This window comes from uncultured Comamonas sp., assembly GCF_964277875.1.
GTDB classification, from domain to species: Bacteria; Pseudomonadota; Gammaproteobacteria; order Burkholderiales; family Burkholderiaceae_C; genus Comamonas; species Comamonas sediminis.
In genome coordinates, this window is record NZ_CAXYJV010000010.1 from 76,910 (window position 1) to 95,151 (window position 18,242).

At 64.3% G+C, this 18,242-nt stretch carries 16 protein-coding genes and 2 tRNA genes; 12 read left to right on the plus strand and 6 right to left on the minus strand.

Annotation, left to right across the window (positions count from 1 at the left end):
• Positions 1-31: 31 nt before the first annotated feature.
• The 4 genes from ACHWUQ_RS05140 to ACHWUQ_RS05155 all read left to right on the plus strand — a co-directional run bounded on the left by ACHWUQ_RS05140 (position 32) and on the right by ACHWUQ_RS05155 (position 2,048).
• Positions 32-1,027 carry a DNA-directed RNA polymerase subunit alpha gene (locus tag ACHWUQ_RS05140; RefSeq protein ID WP_021028320.1) on the plus strand — a complete coding sequence of 332 codons (996 nt, stop codon included), beginning with the start codon at positions 32-34 and terminating at the stop codon, positions 1,025-1,027.
• A gap of 104 nt (positions 1,028-1,131) precedes the next feature.
• A complete protein-coding gene (gene rplQ, locus ACHWUQ_RS05145; RefSeq protein ID WP_021028321.1) occupies positions 1,132-1,518 on the plus strand; it encodes a 50S ribosomal protein L17 in 387 nt (128 codons plus the stop codon).
• A 167-nt stretch (positions 1,519-1,685) separates the two neighbouring features.
• Positions 1,686-1,762 (plus strand) — tRNA-Met (locus ACHWUQ_RS05150).
• A 209-nt stretch (positions 1,763-1,971) separates the two neighbouring features.
• Positions 1,972-2,048 (plus strand) — tRNA-Met (locus tag ACHWUQ_RS05155).
• Positions 2,049-2,204: 156 nt separating this feature from the next.
• On the opposite strand, the gene ACHWUQ_RS05160 is transcribed toward ACHWUQ_RS05155, so the two are convergent.
• On the minus strand, positions 2,205-2,618 hold the full coding sequence (locus ACHWUQ_RS05160; protein ID WP_312528783.1) for a VOC family protein: 414 nt from the start codon (positions 2,616-2,618) through the stop codon (positions 2,205-2,207).
• Between the two features lie 154 nt (positions 2,619-2,772).
• Between ACHWUQ_RS05160 and ACHWUQ_RS05165 the strand changes: the two genes are divergently transcribed.
• Positions 2,773-3,765, plus strand: coding sequence for a PhaM family polyhydroxyalkanoate granule multifunctional regulatory protein (locus ACHWUQ_RS05165; RefSeq protein ID WP_394680510.1), 993 nt, complete (start codon positions 2,773-2,775; stop codon positions 3,763-3,765).
• Positions 3,766-3,845: 80 nt separating this feature from the next.
• Complete coding sequence (locus ACHWUQ_RS05170; protein WP_394680511.1) at positions 3,846-5,105, plus strand: FIST N-terminal domain-containing protein; 1,260 nt, start codon at positions 3,846-3,848, stop codon at positions 5,103-5,105.
• Positions 5,106-5,172: 67 nt separating this feature from the next.
• Here the strand turns inward: ACHWUQ_RS05170 and ACHWUQ_RS05175 are convergent, their stop codons facing one another.
• The gene (locus ACHWUQ_RS05175; protein ID WP_239810523.1) at positions 5,173-5,925 is read right to left on the minus strand and encodes a helix-turn-helix transcriptional regulator; all 753 of its coding nucleotides are present in this window, start codon (positions 5,923-5,925) and stop codon (positions 5,173-5,175) included.
• Between the two features lie 91 nt (positions 5,926-6,016).
• Between ACHWUQ_RS05175 and ACHWUQ_RS05180 the strand changes: the two genes are divergently transcribed.
• The 3 genes from ACHWUQ_RS05180 to ACHWUQ_RS05190 are packed head-to-tail and all read left to right on the plus strand — an operon-like array spanning position 6,017 to position 9,223.
• Positions 6,017-6,871 carry a hypothetical protein gene (locus tag ACHWUQ_RS05180; protein WP_394680512.1) on the plus strand — a complete coding sequence of 285 codons (855 nt, stop codon included), beginning with the start codon at positions 6,017-6,019 and terminating at the stop codon, positions 6,869-6,871.
• A gap of 53 nt (positions 6,872-6,924) precedes the next feature.
• Complete coding sequence (locus ACHWUQ_RS05185; protein WP_394680513.1) at positions 6,925-8,901, plus strand: MFS transporter; 1,977 nt, start codon at positions 6,925-6,927, stop codon at positions 8,899-8,901.
• A gap of 28 nt (positions 8,902-8,929) precedes the next feature.
• A complete protein-coding gene (locus tag ACHWUQ_RS05190; RefSeq protein WP_230778588.1) occupies positions 8,930-9,223 on the plus strand; it encodes a DUF333 domain-containing protein in 294 nt (97 codons plus the stop codon).
• 93 nt (positions 9,224-9,316) lie between these two features.
• On the opposite strand, the gene ACHWUQ_RS05195 is transcribed toward ACHWUQ_RS05190, so the two are convergent.
• The 3 genes from ACHWUQ_RS05195 to mdeB all read right to left on the minus strand — a co-directional run bounded on the left by ACHWUQ_RS05195 (position 9,317) and on the right by mdeB (position 14,484).
• The gene (locus ACHWUQ_RS05195) at positions 9,317-10,222 is read right to left on the minus strand and encodes a dienelactone hydrolase family protein (protein ID WP_394680514.1); all 906 of its coding nucleotides are present in this window, start codon (positions 10,220-10,222) and stop codon (positions 9,317-9,319) included.
• Between the two features lie 151 nt (positions 10,223-10,373).
• Positions 10,374-11,579, minus strand: a complete 1,206-nt coding sequence (locus ACHWUQ_RS05200) for an ABC transporter substrate-binding protein (RefSeq protein ID WP_394680515.1) — start codon at positions 11,577-11,579, stop codon at positions 10,374-10,376.
• Positions 11,580-11,844: 265 nt separating this feature from the next.
• Positions 11,845-14,484, minus strand: coding sequence for an alpha-ketoglutarate dehydrogenase (mdeB, locus tag ACHWUQ_RS05205; RefSeq protein ID WP_394680516.1), 2,640 nt, complete (start codon positions 14,482-14,484; stop codon positions 11,845-11,847).
• 225 nt (positions 14,485-14,709) lie between these two features.
• On the opposite strand from mdeB, the gene ACHWUQ_RS05210 reads away from it, so the two are divergent.
• Genes ACHWUQ_RS05210 through ACHWUQ_RS05220 form a run of 3 tightly spaced genes read left to right on the plus strand, consistent with a single transcriptional unit; the run spans position 14,710 to position 16,527 of the window.
• A complete protein-coding gene (locus tag ACHWUQ_RS05210) occupies positions 14,710-15,210 on the plus strand; it encodes a YiaA/YiaB family inner membrane protein (RefSeq protein ID WP_394680517.1) in 501 nt (166 codons plus the stop codon).
• A gap of 38 nt (positions 15,211-15,248) precedes the next feature.
• The gene (locus ACHWUQ_RS05215) at positions 15,249-15,725 is read left to right on the plus strand and encodes a hypothetical protein (RefSeq protein ID WP_394680518.1); all 477 of its coding nucleotides are present in this window, start codon (positions 15,249-15,251) and stop codon (positions 15,723-15,725) included.
• A 16-nt stretch (positions 15,726-15,741) separates the two neighbouring features.
• The gene (locus tag ACHWUQ_RS05220) at positions 15,742-16,527 is read left to right on the plus strand and encodes a DUF2145 domain-containing protein (RefSeq protein WP_394680519.1); all 786 of its coding nucleotides are present in this window, start codon (positions 15,742-15,744) and stop codon (positions 16,525-16,527) included.
• A 22-nt stretch (positions 16,528-16,549) separates the two neighbouring features.
• On the opposite strand, the gene ACHWUQ_RS05225 is transcribed toward ACHWUQ_RS05220, so the two are convergent.
• On the minus strand, positions 16,550-17,962 hold the full coding sequence (locus ACHWUQ_RS05225) for a diguanylate cyclase (protein ID WP_312528805.1): 1,413 nt from the start codon (positions 17,960-17,962) through the stop codon (positions 16,550-16,552).
• Between the last annotated feature and the right edge of the window lie 280 nt (positions 17,963-18,242).

An 18,242-nucleotide genomic window follows, 5' to 3' on the forward strand; every position in this document is an offset into this window, starting at 1 on the left:
AACGAGCCGGGGGTATTGAGAGGAAGTTTGCATGCAGACCAATTTGCTGAAACCCAAGACAATTAACGTAGAACAGCTGGGCCACAATCGCGCCAAGGTAGAGCTGGAGCCGTTTGAACGCGGCTACGGGCACACGCTGGGCAATGCGCTGCGTCGTGTTCTGCTGTCCTCGATGGTGGGTTATGCAGCGACGGAAGTGACCATTGCAGGTGTGCTGCACGAGTACTCGTCTATCGACGGCGTCCAGGAAGATGTGGTCAACATCTTGCTGAACCTCAAGGGCGTGGTGTTCAAGCTCCACAACCGTGACGAAGTGACGCTGAGCCTGCGCAAGGATGGCGAAGGCGTGGTGACGGCAGCTGACATTCAGACGCCTCACGATGTAGAAATCATCAACCCTGATCATGTCATCGCCAACCTGTCGCAAGGCGGCAAGCTGGACATGCAGATCAAGGTGGAAAAAGGCCGTGGCTATGTGCCCGGTAACGTGCGCCGCTACGGTGACGAGTCGACCAAGTCGATCGGCCGCATTGTGCTGGACGCATCGTTCTCGCCGATCAAGCGCGTCAGCTACACGGTCGAATCCGCCCGTGTGGAGCAGCGTACCGATCTGGACAAGCTGGTTCTCGAGATTGAAACCAACGGCGCCATCGCTGCAGAAGATGCAGTGCGCTCGTCGGCCAAGATCCTGGTGGAACAGCTCGCCGTGTTTGCGCAGCTCGAAGGCGGCGCATTGGATGTGTTCGACCAGCCAGGCGGCCAGGCGCGCAACAACGCCACGTTCGACCCGATCCTGCTGCGTCCTGTGGACGAGCTGGAGTTGACCGTGCGTTCTGCCAACTGCCTGAAGGCCGAAAACATCTACTACATCGGTGACCTGATCCAGCGCACCGAAAATGAGTTGCTCAAGACCCCGAATCTGGGTCGCAAGTCGCTCAACGAGATCAAGGAAGTTCTGGCTTCCCGTGGTCTGACCCTGGGTATGAAGCTTGAAAACTGGCCACCAGCCGGTTTGGAAAAGCGTTAAGTTATAATGGAGAGCTCTCCCAATGGTGGGGGAGCTCAATCGTAGTGCGTCGAACAGTACCTGATACGGCTGTTTGATTGAACCAATCTAAAAGGAAAAGCACCATGCGTCACGGACACGGCCTCCGCAAACTGAACCGCACCTCGTCTCACCGTAAGGCGATGCTGCAAAACATGATGAATTCGCTCATCGAGCACGAAGCCATCAAGACCACTGTTCCTAAAGCCAAGGAACTGCGCAAGGTGATCGAGCCCATGATCACGCTGGCCAAGGTGGACACCGTTGCCAACCGCCGTCTGGCATTCGACCGTCTGCGCAGCCGCGACAGCGTGACCAAGCTGTTCAATGTGCTGGGTCCTCGCTCGGCCAACCGTCCTGGCGGCTACACCCGTATCCTGAAGATGGGTTTCCGCGTGGGCGACAACGCGCCTATGGCCTATGTTGAACTGGTGGACCGCGCTGAAGAAGCCGGTGATGCCGCAGCTGAATAAGCCCTCTGCAGGTTCACGTTGAGAAAGCCCACTTCGGTGGGCTTTTTCTATGCTCGCGAGGCCTTGGCCGGCGTTGCACCACCCCTCTCCAGGCCAGATGGCACAAATAGTTTTCCAAATGATGACAAAGCGCTTCGTATTAAGGAAAACCCGCGCTATAATGCTAGTGCGCGATGGAGCAGTCTGGTAGCTCGTTGGGCTCATAACCCAAAGGTCGGAGGTTCAAATCCTTCTCGCGCAACCAGAACACCAAAAGCCAGCTTTCGAGCTGGCTTTTTTGTGGCCGGGTGCCGGGCACAGCGCTGCTGGAGCAGCCGGGCCAGCCTGCAAGGCGGCCCCCGATGGCTGCGGGTTCGAGCCAGCCAAGATTGCTATAAAAGTCGAAGCGCGAAAAATATGCGCTAAAAGCGCGCTCCGCCAAAATGCAGCCCCAAAGTCGCGCTATAATTGCGGTGCGCGATGGAGCAGTCTGGTAGCTCGTTGGGCTCATAACCCAAAGGTCGGAGGTTCAAATCCTTCTCGCGCAACCAGAACACCAAAAGCCAGCTTTCGAGCTGGCTTTTTTGTGTCCGCTTCACTGGTGTTGGCCTAAACAGCGCGGGATGGGCGCGGTATCGGCCCAGCGGCCGGGCGGAGACAGCACTTGCTCCACCTCCGAGGGCCTTTGGCGTGGCCGCCGCGCACGATCAATGCGCGTACAACTGCTCCAGCGAGCGAAAGCCTTTGACCTCGATCGGGTTGCCGCTGGGGTCATAGAAGAACATCGTCCACTGCTCGCCGGGCTCACCTTCAAAGCGCACCTGGGGCTCCAGCACAAAGCGGGTGTTGGCAGCGCGCAGGCGCTCGGCCAGCTGCTTCCAGTCCTCCAGTTTCAGCACCAGGCCAAAATGCGGCATGGGTACCTTTTGGTTTCCCACCAAGCCAGTATTGCTGGTCTCGAAAGGTTTGCCCAGGTGGCAGGAGATCTGGTGGCCAAAGAAATCAAAATCCACCCAGCTGTCGGTGCTGCGGCCCTCGGCGCAGCCGAGCGTGTCGCGGTAGAAGTGGCGTGCAGCATCCAGGTCGTGCACATGGAAGGCGAGATGGAAAAGGCTCTGCATGGTGGCGGGCTCAAAAGGCGGGTTGCAAGAGGGATCGTACACCGCTGCATGCGATTTATCACATAGGCAGGGCCTGCACAATCCGCTAAGCTGTGCAGCATACACCGTGGCATTGCTCGCGCGGCCAACGGCCCCCACCACTGGAGACACCACCATGCAGGACGCCGCCCAGACTTTCAACCCTTTCGCCCCTGGTTTCGATTTTCTGCAAAAGCTTGCGGCAGGCAGCACGTCCAAGCCCGCTGCGGCCTTTGCGCAATGGCAGGAATGGGTGGCGCCGACGATGAGCGTGCCGGATCTGGAAAAACGCATCCAGGAGCTCAAGACCGTGCTGTTCTGGCTGGAGCAAAACCAGCGGGCGCTGGAGGCCACCATCCAGGCGATGGAAGTGCAGAAAATGACTTTGTCGGCGCTGCAGACGATGAACGTGCCAGTGGAGAACTGGGCCAGCACGATGGTGCAAAGCTGGCAGCAGTTTGCCCAGAACGCGGCAGCTCAGGCGCAAGACGCGGCCGAGACTGCCGCGCCCCAGGCGGCTGCGAAGCCCCCGGCAGCCCCCAGCCCCGCCCCTGCAGCGGCATCGACACCGCCGCCCGCAGCCTCGCCGGCACCTGAGGCTGCCACAGAACCGCCGGAACAAGCCGGGCAAGCCAAAGCCTCTCCAGTGACCGACCCGATGCAATGGTGGGGCGCGCTGACACAGCAGTTCCAGCATATCGCGCAGCAGGCCGTGCAGGATGTCACCGAGCAGGCGATGGCGCATGCCGCCAGCACCCAGCAGGCAGCGGCCTCGGCAGCAGAGGCCGTGCGCAGCACGGCAGAAGGGATGGCGGAAGCGGGCAAGACTGCGGCCCAAGCCGCGATGGGCCGGCAGAGCGCGGCCAAACGCAGTGCCGCTTCTGCAGGCGATGCAAACGCTGCCAAGCCATCTGCCCGCCAGCCCGAGAGTAGCCCGCGCAGTGCACAGAACAACACTGGCAAGCAGCCAATGGCGCGCAAGGCGGCATCAACCAAAGGCGCCGGTGCCGGCAACCGTGGTTCCCGCCCCGCCGCCTCAGGTCAAGCCGGGCCGCGTCAGGCCGCGCCGCGTCAAGCCGGGCCGCGTCAGGCTGGCTCTCGCAAGCCCTCGGCTCCCGGCCAGCGCTGAGTCGGGCTCCCCCTTTGAGCGATCGTGATTTTTGAGTGCGGGACTGGGCTGGCAGTCCCGCAGCAGCAGGTTTTTTGACAATGGCAGGCACAAAGCTTTTTCCCTATGGCCATGTGACCCATCCCGACTGGCGGATGGCCGTGGCGCTGGTGGTGGCGCAACTGCGCGGACGCATGGCCCAGGCGGGTTATGCCAGCGCGCCCACTCTCGGCCTGGTGTATTTCACCGATGCCTATGCGCGCCATGCGCCGCAACTGCTGGAGGCTTTGCAGGATGAGTTCCCACAGATTGGCGACTGGAGCGGCGCGGTGGGCACGGGCGTGATGGCTTCGCATGCGGAATACCTGAACGAGCCGGCGCTGTCGGTCATGCTGCTGGAGCTGCCTGCCCATTCCTACCGCCTGTTTTCCGGCATTGCACCGCTGCCGGTGGCGTCCACATCCCCCTGGGAGCGTGCATTGCTGCATGCCGATGCCGATCTGCCCGATTTTGCCGAGCTGCTCGAAGAGCTGGCGGCCCGCACCCGCGCCGGCAGTGTGCTCGGCGGCCTCAGCTCCGGGGCGGTGGCGCCGCTGCAGCTGGCGTGGAGCAAGGCTTTGGGCCCCAGCCACAGTGGCGTGCTGCGCGGCGGGCTGTCGGGCATGGCTTTTTCTGCGGAAGCCGGTGTGGTGCAGGAGCTGACCCAGGGCTGCCAGGTAATGGGCACGCGCATGCGCATCACTGCGATGCAGGGCCATGTGGTGCTGGCCCTCGACGGCCGGCCGGCGCTGGATGTGCTGGAAGAGCTGATGCCGGTACGGCTGGATACCGACCCCGAGCGGGCCACCCGCACATTGCGCCATATCCATGCTGCGCTGGAGCCGCATGCACCCGAATCGCCGGTGCACGCCGGCCAGTTGGGCCCCGAGGCGCGCGTGGTGCCATTGGTGGGCGTGGACATGGCCAGCCGGGGCATTGTGCTGCCAGAGCCGGCCCAGCCCCAGCAGTACCTGTGCTTTTGCCAGCGCAACCTGTCGGCTGCCCGCGCCGATCTGCTGCGCATGTGTGCCGAGCTGCGGGAATCGCTGGCGCCCGCCGAGGCACAGACCGGCCTGCCGCTGGGCGACAGCGTGCTGGGTGATGCCGGGGCCGGGGCCGGCCGCAGCATCGCCGGTGCGGTCTACATCAGCTGTGCGGAGCGGGCAAGTCCCTATTTCGGCGCGCCCGGTGCCGAGCTGGAACTGATCCACCATGTGCTGGGGGACATCCCGCTGGTAGGTTTCTTCAGCCAGGGCGAGATTGCCGGTCAGCAGCTGCACCGCTATGCCGGTGCACTGATGCTGTTTACCCAGGCGGCCTAGCAGCTGCCTGCAGTCTCCACGCAGCCGCGTGGCATTGCCATCGGCATGCGTTCGAGAGGGCTGGTTCTTAGCGGTTGCCCCCCGGCTGCAGGCGGCGCATCTCGGTGAACACCGACAGCTCCCAGCTGCGCATGGCCAGCAGCAGGGTATAGCCCTCGCGCTCCTTCTCGGGCAGGCGCTGGTCGGTCAGGTGCTGCTGGGCAAAGTCCTGGGCCACACGCTGCAGGCGCTCCAAAAAGGCCGGTGCCAGGGTGCGGCTGATGGCGCCGTGCACGAGCATCAAACCCTCGCCCGATTTGTCGAAGGTGCCCGAGAAATAGTCGTGCACGGCGTTCTCGCGGAAGTACTCCATCACCGGGCCATGCGGGCGCCAGCGAAAGGTCTTGGCCAGCTTTAGCCGGTAGCGGTTCATCGGGCGCAGCTCGATGATGCCGATGCGGTCGAGCTGCGCCAGGTACTTGATGCCCTCGGCCTCGCTCAAGCGGTAGGTGGTTAGCACCTGCTCCAGGGTCCACTGGCTGAGCACGCAGATGGCCATCAGCAGCAGCTTCTTGTCGGCCACCACCGCTTGCTCCTGCTGCTGCGTCAGCTCCTTGATCAGCGGCTGGTTGTCGGCCACACGGCGCGCCAGGTCGGCAAAATCCAGGCGCAGCACGTGGCAGATGGCATCGATGCGCGACAGCGGCATGTCACCCTTGGCCAGCATCCGCTTGACGCTGGACTCCGCCATGCCCAGCGCCTCGGCCAGGTCGGCATAGGTCATCTGCGCGGCTTTCAGCTCTTTCTTCAATGCCAGTACCAGATCGGCGGTGGTGCTCATGGGTATCGTCCTGTCATACTTTGGGTGCCATCATAGGGGATCGCGCCGGCATTCCGAGACGCTCTGGCGCCGCGGCGGCACAGTGCAGGCCATGACTGATACCACCCACCCCCCAAGCCCCCGCAGCCCGGCTGCGGAATACGCGCTGTATGCCTTCTATGCCGCCATGCTGGCCTTGGCCTGCCTGGGGCCCTATGTGCCGCAGGCGGCCCATTACCATGACTTTGCCGACCAGCGCCCGCTGCTGGGCCTGGTCAATGCGGCCGATGTGCTGAGCAATCTGCCGTTCTTGCTGCTCGGTGTCTGGGGCTTGCTGGCCACGTTCAAAACGCCTGCAGAGACGCTGCGCACCCAAAGGGCGACGCCCTGGCTGCTGCTGGTCTTTGGCGGCCTGGTCCTGACAGCCCTGGGCTCGTCCTACTACCACCTGCTGCCCGGCGATGTGCGCGTCTTCTGGGACCGCATGGGCATGGTGCCAGTGTTTGCCGGCGTGCTGGGCCTGGCGCTGCAGTCGCTGCTCAACGCCCGCGCTGCCTGGCTGACGGCGCTGTGCGTGCTGCTGGGCGGGCCGCTGGCGCTGTGGATCTGGTTGCAGACGGGGCAGCTGCTGCCCTGGGCCGTGTTGCAGGGCGCGGGCATGGTGCTGCTCGTGGTACTGGCCGTGTGGCAGCAGCGCAGCCCGCCGGCCGCGCAGCTCATCCGCTGGCCCCTGGCCGCCATCGTGGCCTGGTATGCGCTGGCCAAGCTGTTTGAGCTGGGCGATGCCGCCGTCTGGGCGGGCAGCGGCCATCTGGTGGCCGGCCATGCGCTCAAGCACCTGGCTGCTGCGCTGGCGGTGCTGCCTTTGCTGCGCAGCTTGCAGCAACTGCGCCACCGGGCGCACGCAAACAGCGCGTCCGCAGGCACAATCGGGGGCGGCGCGTTGGGGGCAGGGCGTTTGCGCTGAATGCCCGGTACCGACCACCTACCGCCCTAGATCCGCCAGGAGATGCTTGTTCCATGAACCGTCCACATGCCCCGTCTGTGCCCGCCGCTGAGGCGCCAGACCATCCCAACCAGTTTGCGTTGCTGGGCCAGCGCCGCTTTGCCCCCTTCTTCTGGACCCAGTTTGCCGGGGCTGCCAACGACAACCTGTTCAAGTTCGCGTTCACGGTGATGGTGACCTACCAGCTGCAGGTGGCCTGGATGCCGCCCGCGATGGCGGGCCTGGTGATCGGCGCACTGTTCATCCTGCCGTTTCTGCTGTTCTCCGCCACCTCGGGTCAGCTGACCGACAAGTATGAAAAGCACCGCATGATCCGCTTCGTCAAGGACCTGGAGATTGGCGTGATGCTGATCGCCGGCCTGGGCTTCTGGATCGAAAGCCCGGCGCTGCTGCTGGGCTGTGTGTTTTTGATGGGCCTGCATTCCACGTTGTTCGGGCCCGTCAAGTTTGCCTACCTGCCCCAGGTGCTGCGCGACGATGAGCTGACCGGCGGCAATGGCATGGTCGAGATGGGCACCTTTGTCGCCATCTTGCTGGGCAATGTGGTGGGTGGCCTGCTGGTGGCCTTGCCTGAGATCGGCCATGCCTCGGTCGCGGTGGCCTGCTTTAGCTTGGCGGTAGTGGGGCGTTTGACGGCCCAGGGCGTGCCGGTGGTACCGGCCACCGACCCGGGCCTGCGCATCAACTGGAACCCGGTGAGCGAAACCTGGCGCAACCTGAAGCTGGCCCATGGCAATGTGGTTGTGTTCCGCTCGCTGCTGGGTATCAGCTGGATGTGGTTCTTCGGTGCGGTGTTCCTGAGCCAGTTCCCCAGCTTTGCCAAGGAGGTGCTGCATGGCAATGAGCATGTGGCCTCGCTGCTGCTGGTGGTGTTTTCCATCGGCATCGGCCTGGGCTCGCTGCTGTGCGAGGTGCTCTCGCGCCGCCAGGTGGAGATTGGCCTGGTGCCCATCGGCACCATCGGCATGAGCGTGTTTGCGATTGATCTGTACTTTGCATCGCGCGGGCTGGCGCAGCCGGCCCAGGCCTGGACGGCGCTGGCCTTCATCAGCCAGCCGGCGCACTGGCGCGTGATGGCCGATCTGGCCTTGCTGTCGCTGTTTGCCGGGCTGTACAGCGTGCCCATGTATGCGCTGATCCAGCTGCGCAGCCAGCCCACGCACCGCGCCCGCATCATTGCGGCCAACAATATTCTCAATGCGCTGTTCATGATCGCCAGCTCGGTCATCGCCGGTGCCTTGCTGGGGGCGGGATTTACCGTGCCGCAGATCTTCCTGTTCACCGGCATTGCCAATGCCATCGTCGCCACCTACATCTTCCTGCTGGTGCCCGAATACCTGCTGCGCTGCATTGCCTGGCTGATTACGAACGTCGTCTACCGCTTTCGGGTGCAGGGTGCCCACCACATTCCCACCAGCGGGCCGGCGCTGCTGACCTGCAACCATGTCAGCTTTGTCGACCCCATCCTGATGATGGCCGCCAGCCCGCGCCCGATCTACTTTGTGATGGACTACCGCATCTTCCGCACGCCCTTGCTGGGCTGGTTGTTCCGCCTCTGCAAGGCCATTCCGGTGGCGCCCCGCAGCGAAGACCCTGCCGTTTACGAAGCCGCTTTTGCCAGGGCCGCGCAGGTGCTGCGCGAGGGCGATTTGCTGGCCATCTTCCCCGAAGGCGGCATCACCCGCGATGGCGAGTTGCAGGTATTCAAGGGCGGTGTGATGAAGATCCTGGAGCAGGCGCGTGCCGATGGGCTGGATGTGCCCGTCGTGCCGATGGCCTTGTCCAACCTCTGGGGCTCGTTCTTCAGCCGCATCGAGCCCAAGGGCGCGATGACCCGGCCGTTCCGCCGTGGCTTCTTCAACCGCGTGAGCTTGCGCATCGGTGCGGCCAGCCCGGCCGCCGAATGCTCGGCCGAGCAGCTGCGCCAGCGCGTAGGCGAACTGCTGGACCAGGAGGGCGGCCATGGCAGCGGTTCGCCCGCTTTGGGATAATGCAGGCTGGACAACGAATGGCTTTGTGATGACCTCTCTAACGATTCTGTACAAAAGCGTGGCAGCCCTGGTGGCCATGTCCGCCCTGGCCGCTTGCACCAGTACGTCGGGCCTGAAGCCGCTGCATGACCCTGAAGAGAAGGAGGCTTTCACACGCGCCACCGTCTATGCCGGCCCGCGCAGCCCCGCCTCGGCCTACTGTGTGCAGATGGGCGGCGCCATCCTCAATACGCCCAAGGGCAAGAACACCTTGTGCCGCTTCCCCGACGGCAAGGAAATGGACCCCTGGGACCTGTTCTGGCGCGACAACCCCTCGAACTAAAGCCCACGACGGGCTGCGGTACAACGCAAAAAACCCCTGCCAGCACATGCCGCGCTGGCAGGGGTTTTGTCTTGCTGAGCTGCTGACCAGACTTTAGATCACGCCATGCGTCTTGAACCAGTCCTGCATGCGCTTCCAGCCGTCCTCGGCTGCATCCTTGCGGTAGCTGGGGCGGTAGTCGGCATGGAAGGCGTGGCCCGCGTCAGCATAGACATGGAAGCTGGAGGCCGCCGCAGCGGCATTGCCGGCAGCGCCAGCCTGCTGCAGGCTTTGCTTCATCGCTTCGACCGATTCCAGCGGAATGCCCTGGTCCTTGCCGCCATAGAGGCCCAGCACCGGCGCCTTGAGTGCGCTGCTGAGGTCGATGGGGTGCTTGGGCTGCAGGTCATTGGCAGCGCCTTGCAGGCGGCCGTACCAGGCGACACCGGCCTTGACCTTGCCGGTCGCGGCATACAGCCAGGTGATGCGCCCGCCCCAGCAAAAACCGGTGATGCCGGCGCGGCTGGTGTCGCCACCGTTGTCCTTGGCCCAGGCCAGCGCGGCGTCCAGGTCCTTGATGACCTGGGCATCGGGCACCTTGCTGACCAGCTCGCTTTGCAGCTGGCTGATCTCGGTGTACTTGCGCGGATCGCCCTGGCGCGCGAACAGTTCGGGCGCAATCGCCAGGTAGCCCAGCTGGGCGAGGCGCCGGCAGGTGTCGGCGATGTAGTCGTGCACGCCAAAGATTTCCTGGATCACCAGCACCACCGGCAGGTTGGTCTTGCCGGCGGGCGCTGCGCGGTAGGCGCTGACCTGGAAGCCATCGACCGTGTACTGGATGGTGCCCGCCGTCAGCCCGGCATCGGGGGTCTTGATGGCCGTCTGCGCCATCACCGGCACGGCCGCTGCAGCGTAGCCCACCCCCAGCGCCATTTGCAGGGCGCTGCGGCGGGTGCTGCCGGCCAAGGTGGCGCGGCCCGGGAGAAGGGAGTCGAAATCGGCATTGGGAGTCTGGGACATAGGATTTCCTTTTCTACGGATGGCAGGCCCATTATGGGGGACGACAAAATACAGCCTGTGACAAGGCTTCTAGTGCCTTGGGGCCGCCGTGTTCATGCAAGAAAAATGCCTGGCATGGCCAGGCATCGTGGTGGTGGAGGCTGGGGTCAGATCACTTCCACAGCGCACACTTGGTTTCTTCCTTGGTCGTAAATACCTCGTCACCGGGAAGCTTCTTGACGATCTTGTAGTAGTCCCAGGTGCCCTTGGATTCCTGCGGCGTCTTGACCTGGACCAGGTACATGTCGTGGATGTAGCTGCCGTCGGCGCGCAGGGTGCCCGAGCCAAAGAAGTCGTCCATCTTCATGCCGCGCCAGGCCTCCATTACCTTGTCGGCATCGGTGGTGCCGGCGGCTTGCACGGCCTTGAGGTAGTTCATCGTGGCCGAGTAGTCGGCGGCCTGGATTTCGGTGGGGCGGCGCTGGGTCTTCTTCATGTAGGCGTCAGCAAACTTGCGCGATGCGTCATTCATGTCCCAGTACCAGCTGGTGACGAACTGCATGCCGGCGGTATTCTTCAGGCCCAGGCTGTGGATGTCGCTGTAGAAGACGAGCAGCGGCGCGATCTTCATCGTCTTGTCGATGCCGAATTCCTTGGCGGCCTTGATGGCGTTGATGGTGTCGCCACCGGCATTGGCCAGCGCCAGCACCTGGGCCTTGGAGCTTTGCGCCTGCAGCAGGAAGGACGAGAAGTCGGAGGCATTGAGCGGGTGGCGCACGGCTGCAGCCACCGCGCCGCCCTTGGCCTTGATGACCTTGGTGGCATCGGCTTCCATCGCATGGCCAAAGGCATAGTCGGCCGTCAGAAAGAACCAGTTCTTGCCACCGCCCTCGACAATGGCGCCCGCCGCACCCTTGGACAGCGCCACGGTGTCATAGGCGTAATGGATGGTGTATGGCGTGCAGGCCTCATTGGTCAGCGCCGAGGTGCCGGCGCCGTTGTTGATCATCACGCGCTTTTTCTCATCAGCCACCTTGGCCAGCGCCAGTGCGGTGCCCGAGTTGGTGCCGCTGAAGATCATTGTCAGGTTCTGGGTGTCGATCCATTCGCGGGCCTTGCTGGCAGCGATGTCGGCCTTGTTCTGGTGGTCCACCACCAGCATTTCGATCGGCTTGCCCAGCACCTTGCCGCCAAAGTCGTCAATGGCCATCTGGATGGCGGTGGCGCCGCCCTTGCCTTCGACGTCGGCATAGAGGCTGGACATGTCGGAGATGTAGCCGATCTTGACCTTGTCCTGCGCATGGGCGGTATCCATCGCGGCGGTCAGGCCGAGCAGTCCGAAGGTGGCCAGGGCTTGCGCCAGGCGAGTGCGTTGCATAGTTGCTCCTGATGTTTATGGTGTTGTGTCCATGCGGCTGCCGCATGGCTCCGATACTGGCATGCACAGCGCCGGGCGGTATTGGGGCAACCACGCGCTGCCCGGCTGCTGCCCGAGCGCAGGGAGGGCATAAAAATAGCTGCTGGAGCCTTGTGCGAAAGACTTGGCAGCTATCAATTCAGGAGCTATACGCCTGTCTGGGCGCTTGTGCACACTGGCTTGGCTTTTTTGCGCACCCCTTTTTAGAACAGGTTCTTGATGAGGCTCAGGCCTGCTGGCTGCGCAGGTAGGTCTGCACGATGGCGGCGGCATCGACCGCAAAATGCTGGCGCAGCGCCGCGCGCGAATCGCTGCGGCCAAAGCCGTCCGTCCCCAAGGTGTAGTAATGCTGGCGCGGCAGGCCACGCTCATCGGTGGGCAGGTAGGCGCGCACCAGTTCGGGCAGCGCACGCACATAGTCGCTGGCGGCAATGATGGGGCCTTGCGAAGCCTCCAGCTGCTGCGCAAACCAGCTGGGTGCGCTGGCCTCACCGGCGCGCCAGCGCTCCAGCCGGGCCTCGCCATCGCGGGCCAGCTCGGCATAGCTGGTGACACTCCAGACATCGGCGGCCACGCCATGCTCGCGCTCCAGAATAGCGGCGGCCTTGAGCACCTCGCCCATGATGGCGCCGCTGCCCAGCAGCTGTACGCGGCGCGTGCTTTGTGCCGGGCCGCTCTGCAGCTGGTACATGCCCCGGATGACACCCTCATGGGCCTCGTGCGGCAGGCTGGGGTTGGCCACGTTTTCGTTGGTGACGGTGATGTAGAAGAACTCGTCGCGCTGCTCTTGCAGCATGCGCTGCATGCCATGGTCGATGATGACGGCCAGCTCGCCGGCAAAGGCGGGGTCGTAGCTTTTGCAGTTGGGCACCGTGGAGGCGCTCAGCAGGCTGCTGCCGTCCTGGTGCTGCAGCCCTTCGCCGCCCAACGTGGTGCGGCCGGAGGTGGCGCCGATCAGGAAGCCGCGTGCGCGCTGGTCGGCGGCCGCCCAGATCAAATCGCCCACGCGCTGGAAACCGAACATGCTGTAGAAAATGAAGAACGGCAGCATGGCCGTGCCATGGGTGCTGTAGCTGGTGGCGGCCGCCGTCCAGGACGACAGCGCGCCCGCTTCGCTGATCCCTTCTTCCAGAATCTGGCCGCTGCTGTCTTCGCGGTAGAGCAGCATCGAGGCATTGTCCTCGGGCTGGTAAAGCTGGCCAAACGGCGCGTAGATACCCACCTGGCGGAACAGCCCGGCCATGCCGAAGGTGCGCGCCTCATCGGCCACGATGGGCACGATGCGCGGCCCCAGGGCCGGGTCCTTGAGCAGGTTGCCCAGCTGGCGCACAAAGGCCATCGTCGTGCTCATCGGCTTGCCATCGGCCTGCAGCGCAAAACCTGCGGTGGCCTCCAGGCCGGGCACGGCCATCGGCGAGGCCTGGCCTCTGCGCGCCGGCAAAAAGCCGCCCAGGGCCTGGCGCCGTGCGTGCAGGTAGCGCATTTCGGCGCTGCCATCGGCCGGTTTGAGGAAGGCAGCCGAGGTGGCTTGGTCGTCGCTCAGCGGCAGGTTGAAGCGGTCGCGGAAAGCCAGCAGGTCCTCGGCGCCGAGCTTTTTTTGCTGGTGCGATGTCATGCGGCCCTGGCCCATGCTGCCCATGCCGTAGCCCTTCATCGTCTTGGCCAGCACCACCGTGGGCTGGCCGCTGTGCGCAGCGGCGCAGGCAAAGGCGGCATGGATCTTGACCGGGTCGTGCCCGCCCCGGCGCAGGCGGTCGATGTCACTGTCGGACAGGTGCGCCACCAGCGCAGCCAGTTCGGGGCTCTGGTTGAAGAAATGCTCGCGGTTGAAGGCGCCATCGTTGGCCGACAGGGTCTGGAACTCGCCATCGACGGTGCGCGCAAAGGTGCGGGCCAGCACATGGCTGTGGTCGCGCGCCAGCAGCGCATCCCACTCCGATCCCCAGAGGCACTTGACCACGTTCCAGCCCGCGCCGCTGAACAGCGCCTCCAGCTCATCGATGATGCGGCCGTTGCCGCGCACCGGGCCGTCGAGCCGCTGCAAATTGCAGTTGATGACGAAGATGCAGTTGTCCAGCCCTTCGCGCGCAGCCAGGGTCAGTGCCGCAATGGATTCGGGCTCGTCCATTTCGCCATCGCCAAAAAAGCCCCAGACCTTGCGGCCCGCGGTGTCTGCCAGGCCCCGGTCGGCCAGGTAGCGCATGAAGCGCGCCTGGTAGATGGCATTGATCGGGCCGATGCCCATCGAGCCGGTGGGGAACTGCCAGAACTCGGGCATCAGATAGGGATGCGGGTACGAGCACAGGCCCTGGATGCCCTGGCTGGCGGCCACCAGCTCCTGCCGGTAGTGCGCCAGGTTCTCTTCGCCCAGGCGCCCTTCCAGAAAGGCGCGGGCATAGACGCCTGGCGACGAGTGCGGCTGGAAGTACACCAGGTCGGCGGCCTGGTGGCCATCATCGGCGCGGAAGAAATGGTTGAAGCCGGTCTCGAACAGATCGGCGGCCGAGGCATAGCTGGCAATATGGCCGCCCAGCTCGCCATGGGCGGCATTGGCACGCACGACCATCGCCAGTGCATTCCAGCGCAGGATGGCCGAGAGCTTTTTCTCCAGTTCCACATCGCCGGGGTAGGGCGGCTGCTCATCCACCGTGACGGTGTTGACGTAGGGCGTGTTGCCCGAGGGCTTCCAGGCCACATGGCGCTTGCGGGCGTGGGCCAGCAGCGCATCGAGCAGTGCAGCCGCCTGTTCCTTGCCCTGCGCGGAGCCATAAGCGGCCAACAGTCCGTCGAAGGCATCGCACCACTCGGCCAGTTCGGCCGGGTCAGCATGCGGGGTGGGGGGCTGGTGGTGGGGCGGCTGGCGCACGGCGGTCTCCTGTCTGGGTCTTGGTTTGAATGCCTGGGATCATGCCACGGAAGCCTTGGCCAGGCCCATGACCCCAGCGACAAGGAGCGGTCGTGAAGTATTGATTTTTGATACCCGTATCTTTTGAAAATGCTACCGGCATTAAATGCGGATGCTGGCGCCGCCGCCTGCCTGCATGATGGCGCCGTGTTCAACCAAAGCGGGGCCCCGTTGCTCCGACCCCCCATGTCTCAATCCTCCCACCCTGTTCAACGTGACACCCGTGCATGGCAATACCAGGTATGGATCTCGTTCGGTATTGCGATCTCGATGTGTGCGATCGGCCTGGCCTGGCTGCCAGGGCAACACCTGGAACAGGCGTTCATGGTGATGGGTTATATGTTCTGCCTCTCGGCCGCGTTCGTGCTGGCCAAGTTCGTGCGGGACAAGCAAGCGGACAGCAGCCAATCGGCCGGCGATACCCCCATGTGGCGCTTCGTGGTCTGGGGCGGTTTTGCGATTGCGATGGGCCTGACCGGCTGGGGCCTGCTGGGCATGGACATCAACCCCACCTACAAGGCCTTTCTGGGCGTCAGCTGGATGTACATGATCACCACCGCCTTCACATTGGCCAAGATGCTGCGCGACAAGCATGAATCGGACCTGGCCAGCGCTATCCACCGTGCTCGCAGCATGCGCAGTGTGCCCCGCGAACCGGACGTGGGCACCCCCCAGGAGCGCGTGTGAGCGCCCATCGGATGATGCAGCCAACACAGGAGCAGCACATGTTCAGTCTTACGTTCAGCAAATGGCAGCGCCGCGCTGCTGCCACCCTGGCCAGCACCGCCCTGGTGCTGGGTTTGGCCACCGCCCCGGCAGCCCACGCACAAAGCGATGCCTCGCTGATGCTCTCGGCGCTGCCGATTGCATCGGTGGTTGTCGGCACTGCGGCCTCGGTGGGTGCATCGACCAGCGTGGTCGCCATTCCAGTGGCACTGTCGGTCGATGGCGCCCAGCTCATCGTCAAGGGCGTGCAGGCATCGGCCAAGGGCACGGTCTGGTTGCTGGAGAGCGCATCGGACGGCGCAGCGGCCAGCATTGAGCTGTCGGCTGGCGCATTGGGCGCCAGCGCCGCCGGTGTGGGCACCGCCATCCTTGTCAGCGTGGTGGGAGCCGGCGTGCTGCTGTCAGCCGCTGGCGAGGTGATTGCCTTTATCCCCAATGAGGTGGGTAAGGCGCTGCTCTATAACGAGCGCTTGTGAACACGGGAGACGCGCAATGTGGACCTCTTTACGCTTAAGCTTGGTGGCCGCTGCACTGCTGGCCGCTACGGCCGCCCAGGCAGGCCGCAGCTGCGAGCCGCAAAAGCCCACGCTCGACAGCGTGCGCCAGAGCCTGAACCTGGCGCAAAACGTGGCGCAGACGCTGGATGCCAGTGGCGCGCAGGTGGTGCTGCTGGGCCGCCAGGGCCAGGACCTGCGCAAATACCAGCTGCAGTTCTCGCACATGGGCTGGGCCTACAAATCGGCCACCGGCGATTGGCGTGTGGTGCACAAGCTCAATGACTGTGGCACGGCCGCCTCCCATGTCTACCGCCAGGGCCTGGGCGAGTTCTTTCTGGACGACCTGTGGCGCTACCAGGCAGTGATGGTGGTACCCGCGCCGGCGGTGCAGCAAAAACTGCTGCTGGCGCTGTCGGCCAACGCGCAGCCCCTGCAGCTGCATGAGCCGCGCTACAGCATGCTGGCCTATCCGTGGAGCCAGCGTTACCAGCAAAGCAACCAGTGGGCGCTGGAGACCCTGGCCCAGGCCATGGCCCCCCAGACCGTGCAGGACCGGGGCCAGGCGCAGGCCTGGTTGCAGCTGCAAGGCTACCAGCCCAGTGATTTGCGCATAGGTGCAATGACACGGCTGGGCGGCCGCATCACGCGCGCCAATATCGCCTTTGACGACCACCCGCCCGAGAAGCGCTTTGCCGGCCATATCGAAACCACCACCGTGGATTCGGCCTTGCAGTTCATGCAGCGCAGCGGGCTGGCATCTGCGCCGGTGCTGCTGCGCTGAGCCCGCCAGCCCGCACGGATGCCTAGCGTGGCGCCGTCCAGACCGCGCAATCGCGGCCCCGGGCCTTGGCCTGGTAGAGCGCCAGGTCCGCCTCGCGCAGCAGGTCTTCGAGGCTGTCGCCAGGCTGCAGTGCTGCGCTGTAGGCCAGGCCGATGCTGAGGGTGGCCTGCAACGGCTCGTGGTGGGCCGTCTGAAAGTGGCCGCTGCGCACGGTCTGGCACAGGCGATCGGCGATCGCGGTGGCATCGTCGAAGCTGATATGGGGCAGCACCACGGCGAATTCCTCACCACCGACGCGGCCCAGCACATCCTGCGGACGCAGGGAATCGGTCAGCACCCGGCTGACATCGCGCAGCAGGCGGTCGCCGCTGGCGTGGCCATGGTTGTCGTTGACGCGCTTGAAGTGGTCCAGGTCCAGCATCAGCACTGCTGCCGAGCTGCCTTCATGGGTCAGGCGCTTGAGCAGCACGTGGCTGGCCTGTACGAAGCCATTGCGGCTGAGCACATCGGTCAGGCTGTCGTGGTGGGCCTGGTAGCGCATGCGGTGCAGCAACTCGGCGCGCGCCGCATGGGAGCCGGCCACCGACAGGGGCCCCAGGATCAGCATCGTGATGCCCAGGCGCAGGCTGGCGACATCGAGCACATTGGCCGGGATGAACCCCACAATGTTCGATATCACGATGACCTTGGTCACAAACACCACCATCGTGATGATGGCCGTGGTCAGGATGCGGTAGGACAGCGCGCACCACAGCAGCGCAGGCAGCGAGAACACCAGAGAGCCGACCTTGTTGCCCACCAGGTAGCTGCTCGTCTCCAGCACCACGACGGCCAGCGCGGGCAGCATTTTCAAGGCCCAGACGCGGCGCTCCTGCGCGGCGGCCGCGCTGCGTGCCGACGGCAGCGCCAGCAAAAATGGCAGCAGCACCATGGCATTCATCCATTCGCCGGTCCACCACATCACTACCGCCTGGGTGACCGACAGCTCAAAGGCCCAGGCGCTGATCGGCCCGCCAATGAGGGCCGATGCCAGCGACGCCATGCCGCTGGCGAAGAACACCAGCAACGCGGAGTACTGGCCTTCCATCTGCAGATCGCGCTGCGACTGCCGGCGCAGAAACAGCCATCCACAAATGGCGCCGCAGAGGTTGGCGGTGGTAAAGCCCAGTGAGTGCCACAGCGCAGTGCCGGTGATCAGATCGGCCAGCACGAAGCTGGCGAAAAGCGCCGCTATTGCTACCGGACGCACCAGTTGGGGGTAGCGCAGCAACAGCACCAGCACGATCTGGTTGGCCGGCCAGAACACCGACAGGTAGCCCAGTGGCCGCAGCAGGATGCCCACCATCGCTGCCGCAAACACGGCCATACTGGCGCAGAGCAGCAAGCGACCGCTATAGGGTTGCTCCAAGGGGTGGACGGACGACGCGGTCGGCATGGGAATGAGGGGGATGGGCGAAATATACCCGCTCATTGGCACAGATATCGGTGCGACCTTGTGGGCGAGTCGCGCATTGCCGGGCAGACCGAGGGCCGTTGCGGCGCAAGGCTTTCACGACGTTTTGCCCAGTCAATAACCTAAGTCAATCACTGTTGCTTCCAAATTGGAAGCTACAAGACCATGCCAGCAGGTGCATCACTTGAGAAAACGCAGCTGCCAAGCAGCGCGGTGGCTGCAGGCAGCTGCGGCTTGCAGCCAGGCGCGAAGCGGGTGAGGG

What these genes read in the sequence shown, in the direction of transcription:
- ACHWUQ_RS05140 (WP_021028320.1), top strand. Translation starts at nt 32, where the DNA reads ATGCAGACCAATTTGCTGAAACCCAAGACAATTAACGTAGAACAGCTG.
- rplQ (WP_021028321.1), top strand. Translation starts at nt 1,132, where the DNA reads ATGCGTCACGGACACGGCCTCCGCAAACTGAACCGCACCTCGTCTCAC.
- ACHWUQ_RS05160 (WP_312528783.1), bottom strand. Translation starts at nt 2,618, where the DNA reads ATGCAGAGCCTTTTCCATCTCGCCTTCCATGTGCACGACCTGGATGCT.
- ACHWUQ_RS05165 (WP_394680510.1), top strand. Translation starts at nt 2,773, where the DNA reads ATGCAGGACGCCGCCCAGACTTTCAACCCTTTCGCCCCTGGTTTCGAT.
- ACHWUQ_RS05170 (WP_394680511.1), top strand. Translation starts at nt 3,846, where the DNA reads ATGGCAGGCACAAAGCTTTTTCCCTATGGCCATGTGACCCATCCCGAC.
- ACHWUQ_RS05175 (WP_239810523.1), bottom strand. Translation starts at nt 5,925, where the DNA reads ATGAGCACCACCGCCGATCTGGTACTGGCATTGAAGAAAGAGCTGAAA.
- ACHWUQ_RS05180 (WP_394680512.1), top strand. Translation starts at nt 6,017, where the DNA reads ATGACTGATACCACCCACCCCCCAAGCCCCCGCAGCCCGGCTGCGGAA.
- ACHWUQ_RS05185 (WP_394680513.1), top strand. Translation starts at nt 6,925, where the DNA reads ATGAACCGTCCACATGCCCCGTCTGTGCCCGCCGCTGAGGCGCCAGAC.
- ACHWUQ_RS05190 (WP_230778588.1), top strand. Translation starts at nt 8,930, where the DNA reads ATGACCTCTCTAACGATTCTGTACAAAAGCGTGGCAGCCCTGGTGGCC.
- ACHWUQ_RS05195 (WP_394680514.1), bottom strand. Translation starts at nt 10,222, where the DNA reads ATGTCCCAGACTCCCAATGCCGATTTCGACTCCCTTCTCCCGGGCCGC.
- ACHWUQ_RS05200 (WP_394680515.1), bottom strand. Translation starts at nt 11,579, where the DNA reads ATGCAACGCACTCGCCTGGCGCAAGCCCTGGCCACCTTCGGACTGCTC.
- ACHWUQ_RS05210 (WP_394680517.1), top strand. Translation starts at nt 14,710, where the DNA reads ATGTCTCAATCCTCCCACCCTGTTCAACGTGACACCCGTGCATGGCAA.
- ACHWUQ_RS05215 (WP_394680518.1), top strand. Translation starts at nt 15,249, where the DNA reads ATGTTCAGTCTTACGTTCAGCAAATGGCAGCGCCGCGCTGCTGCCACC.
- ACHWUQ_RS05220 (WP_394680519.1), top strand. Translation starts at nt 15,742, where the DNA reads ATGTGGACCTCTTTACGCTTAAGCTTGGTGGCCGCTGCACTGCTGGCC.
- ACHWUQ_RS05225 (WP_312528805.1), bottom strand. Translation starts at nt 17,962, where the DNA reads ATGCCGACCGCGTCGTCCGTCCACCCCTTGGAGCAACCCTATAGCGGT.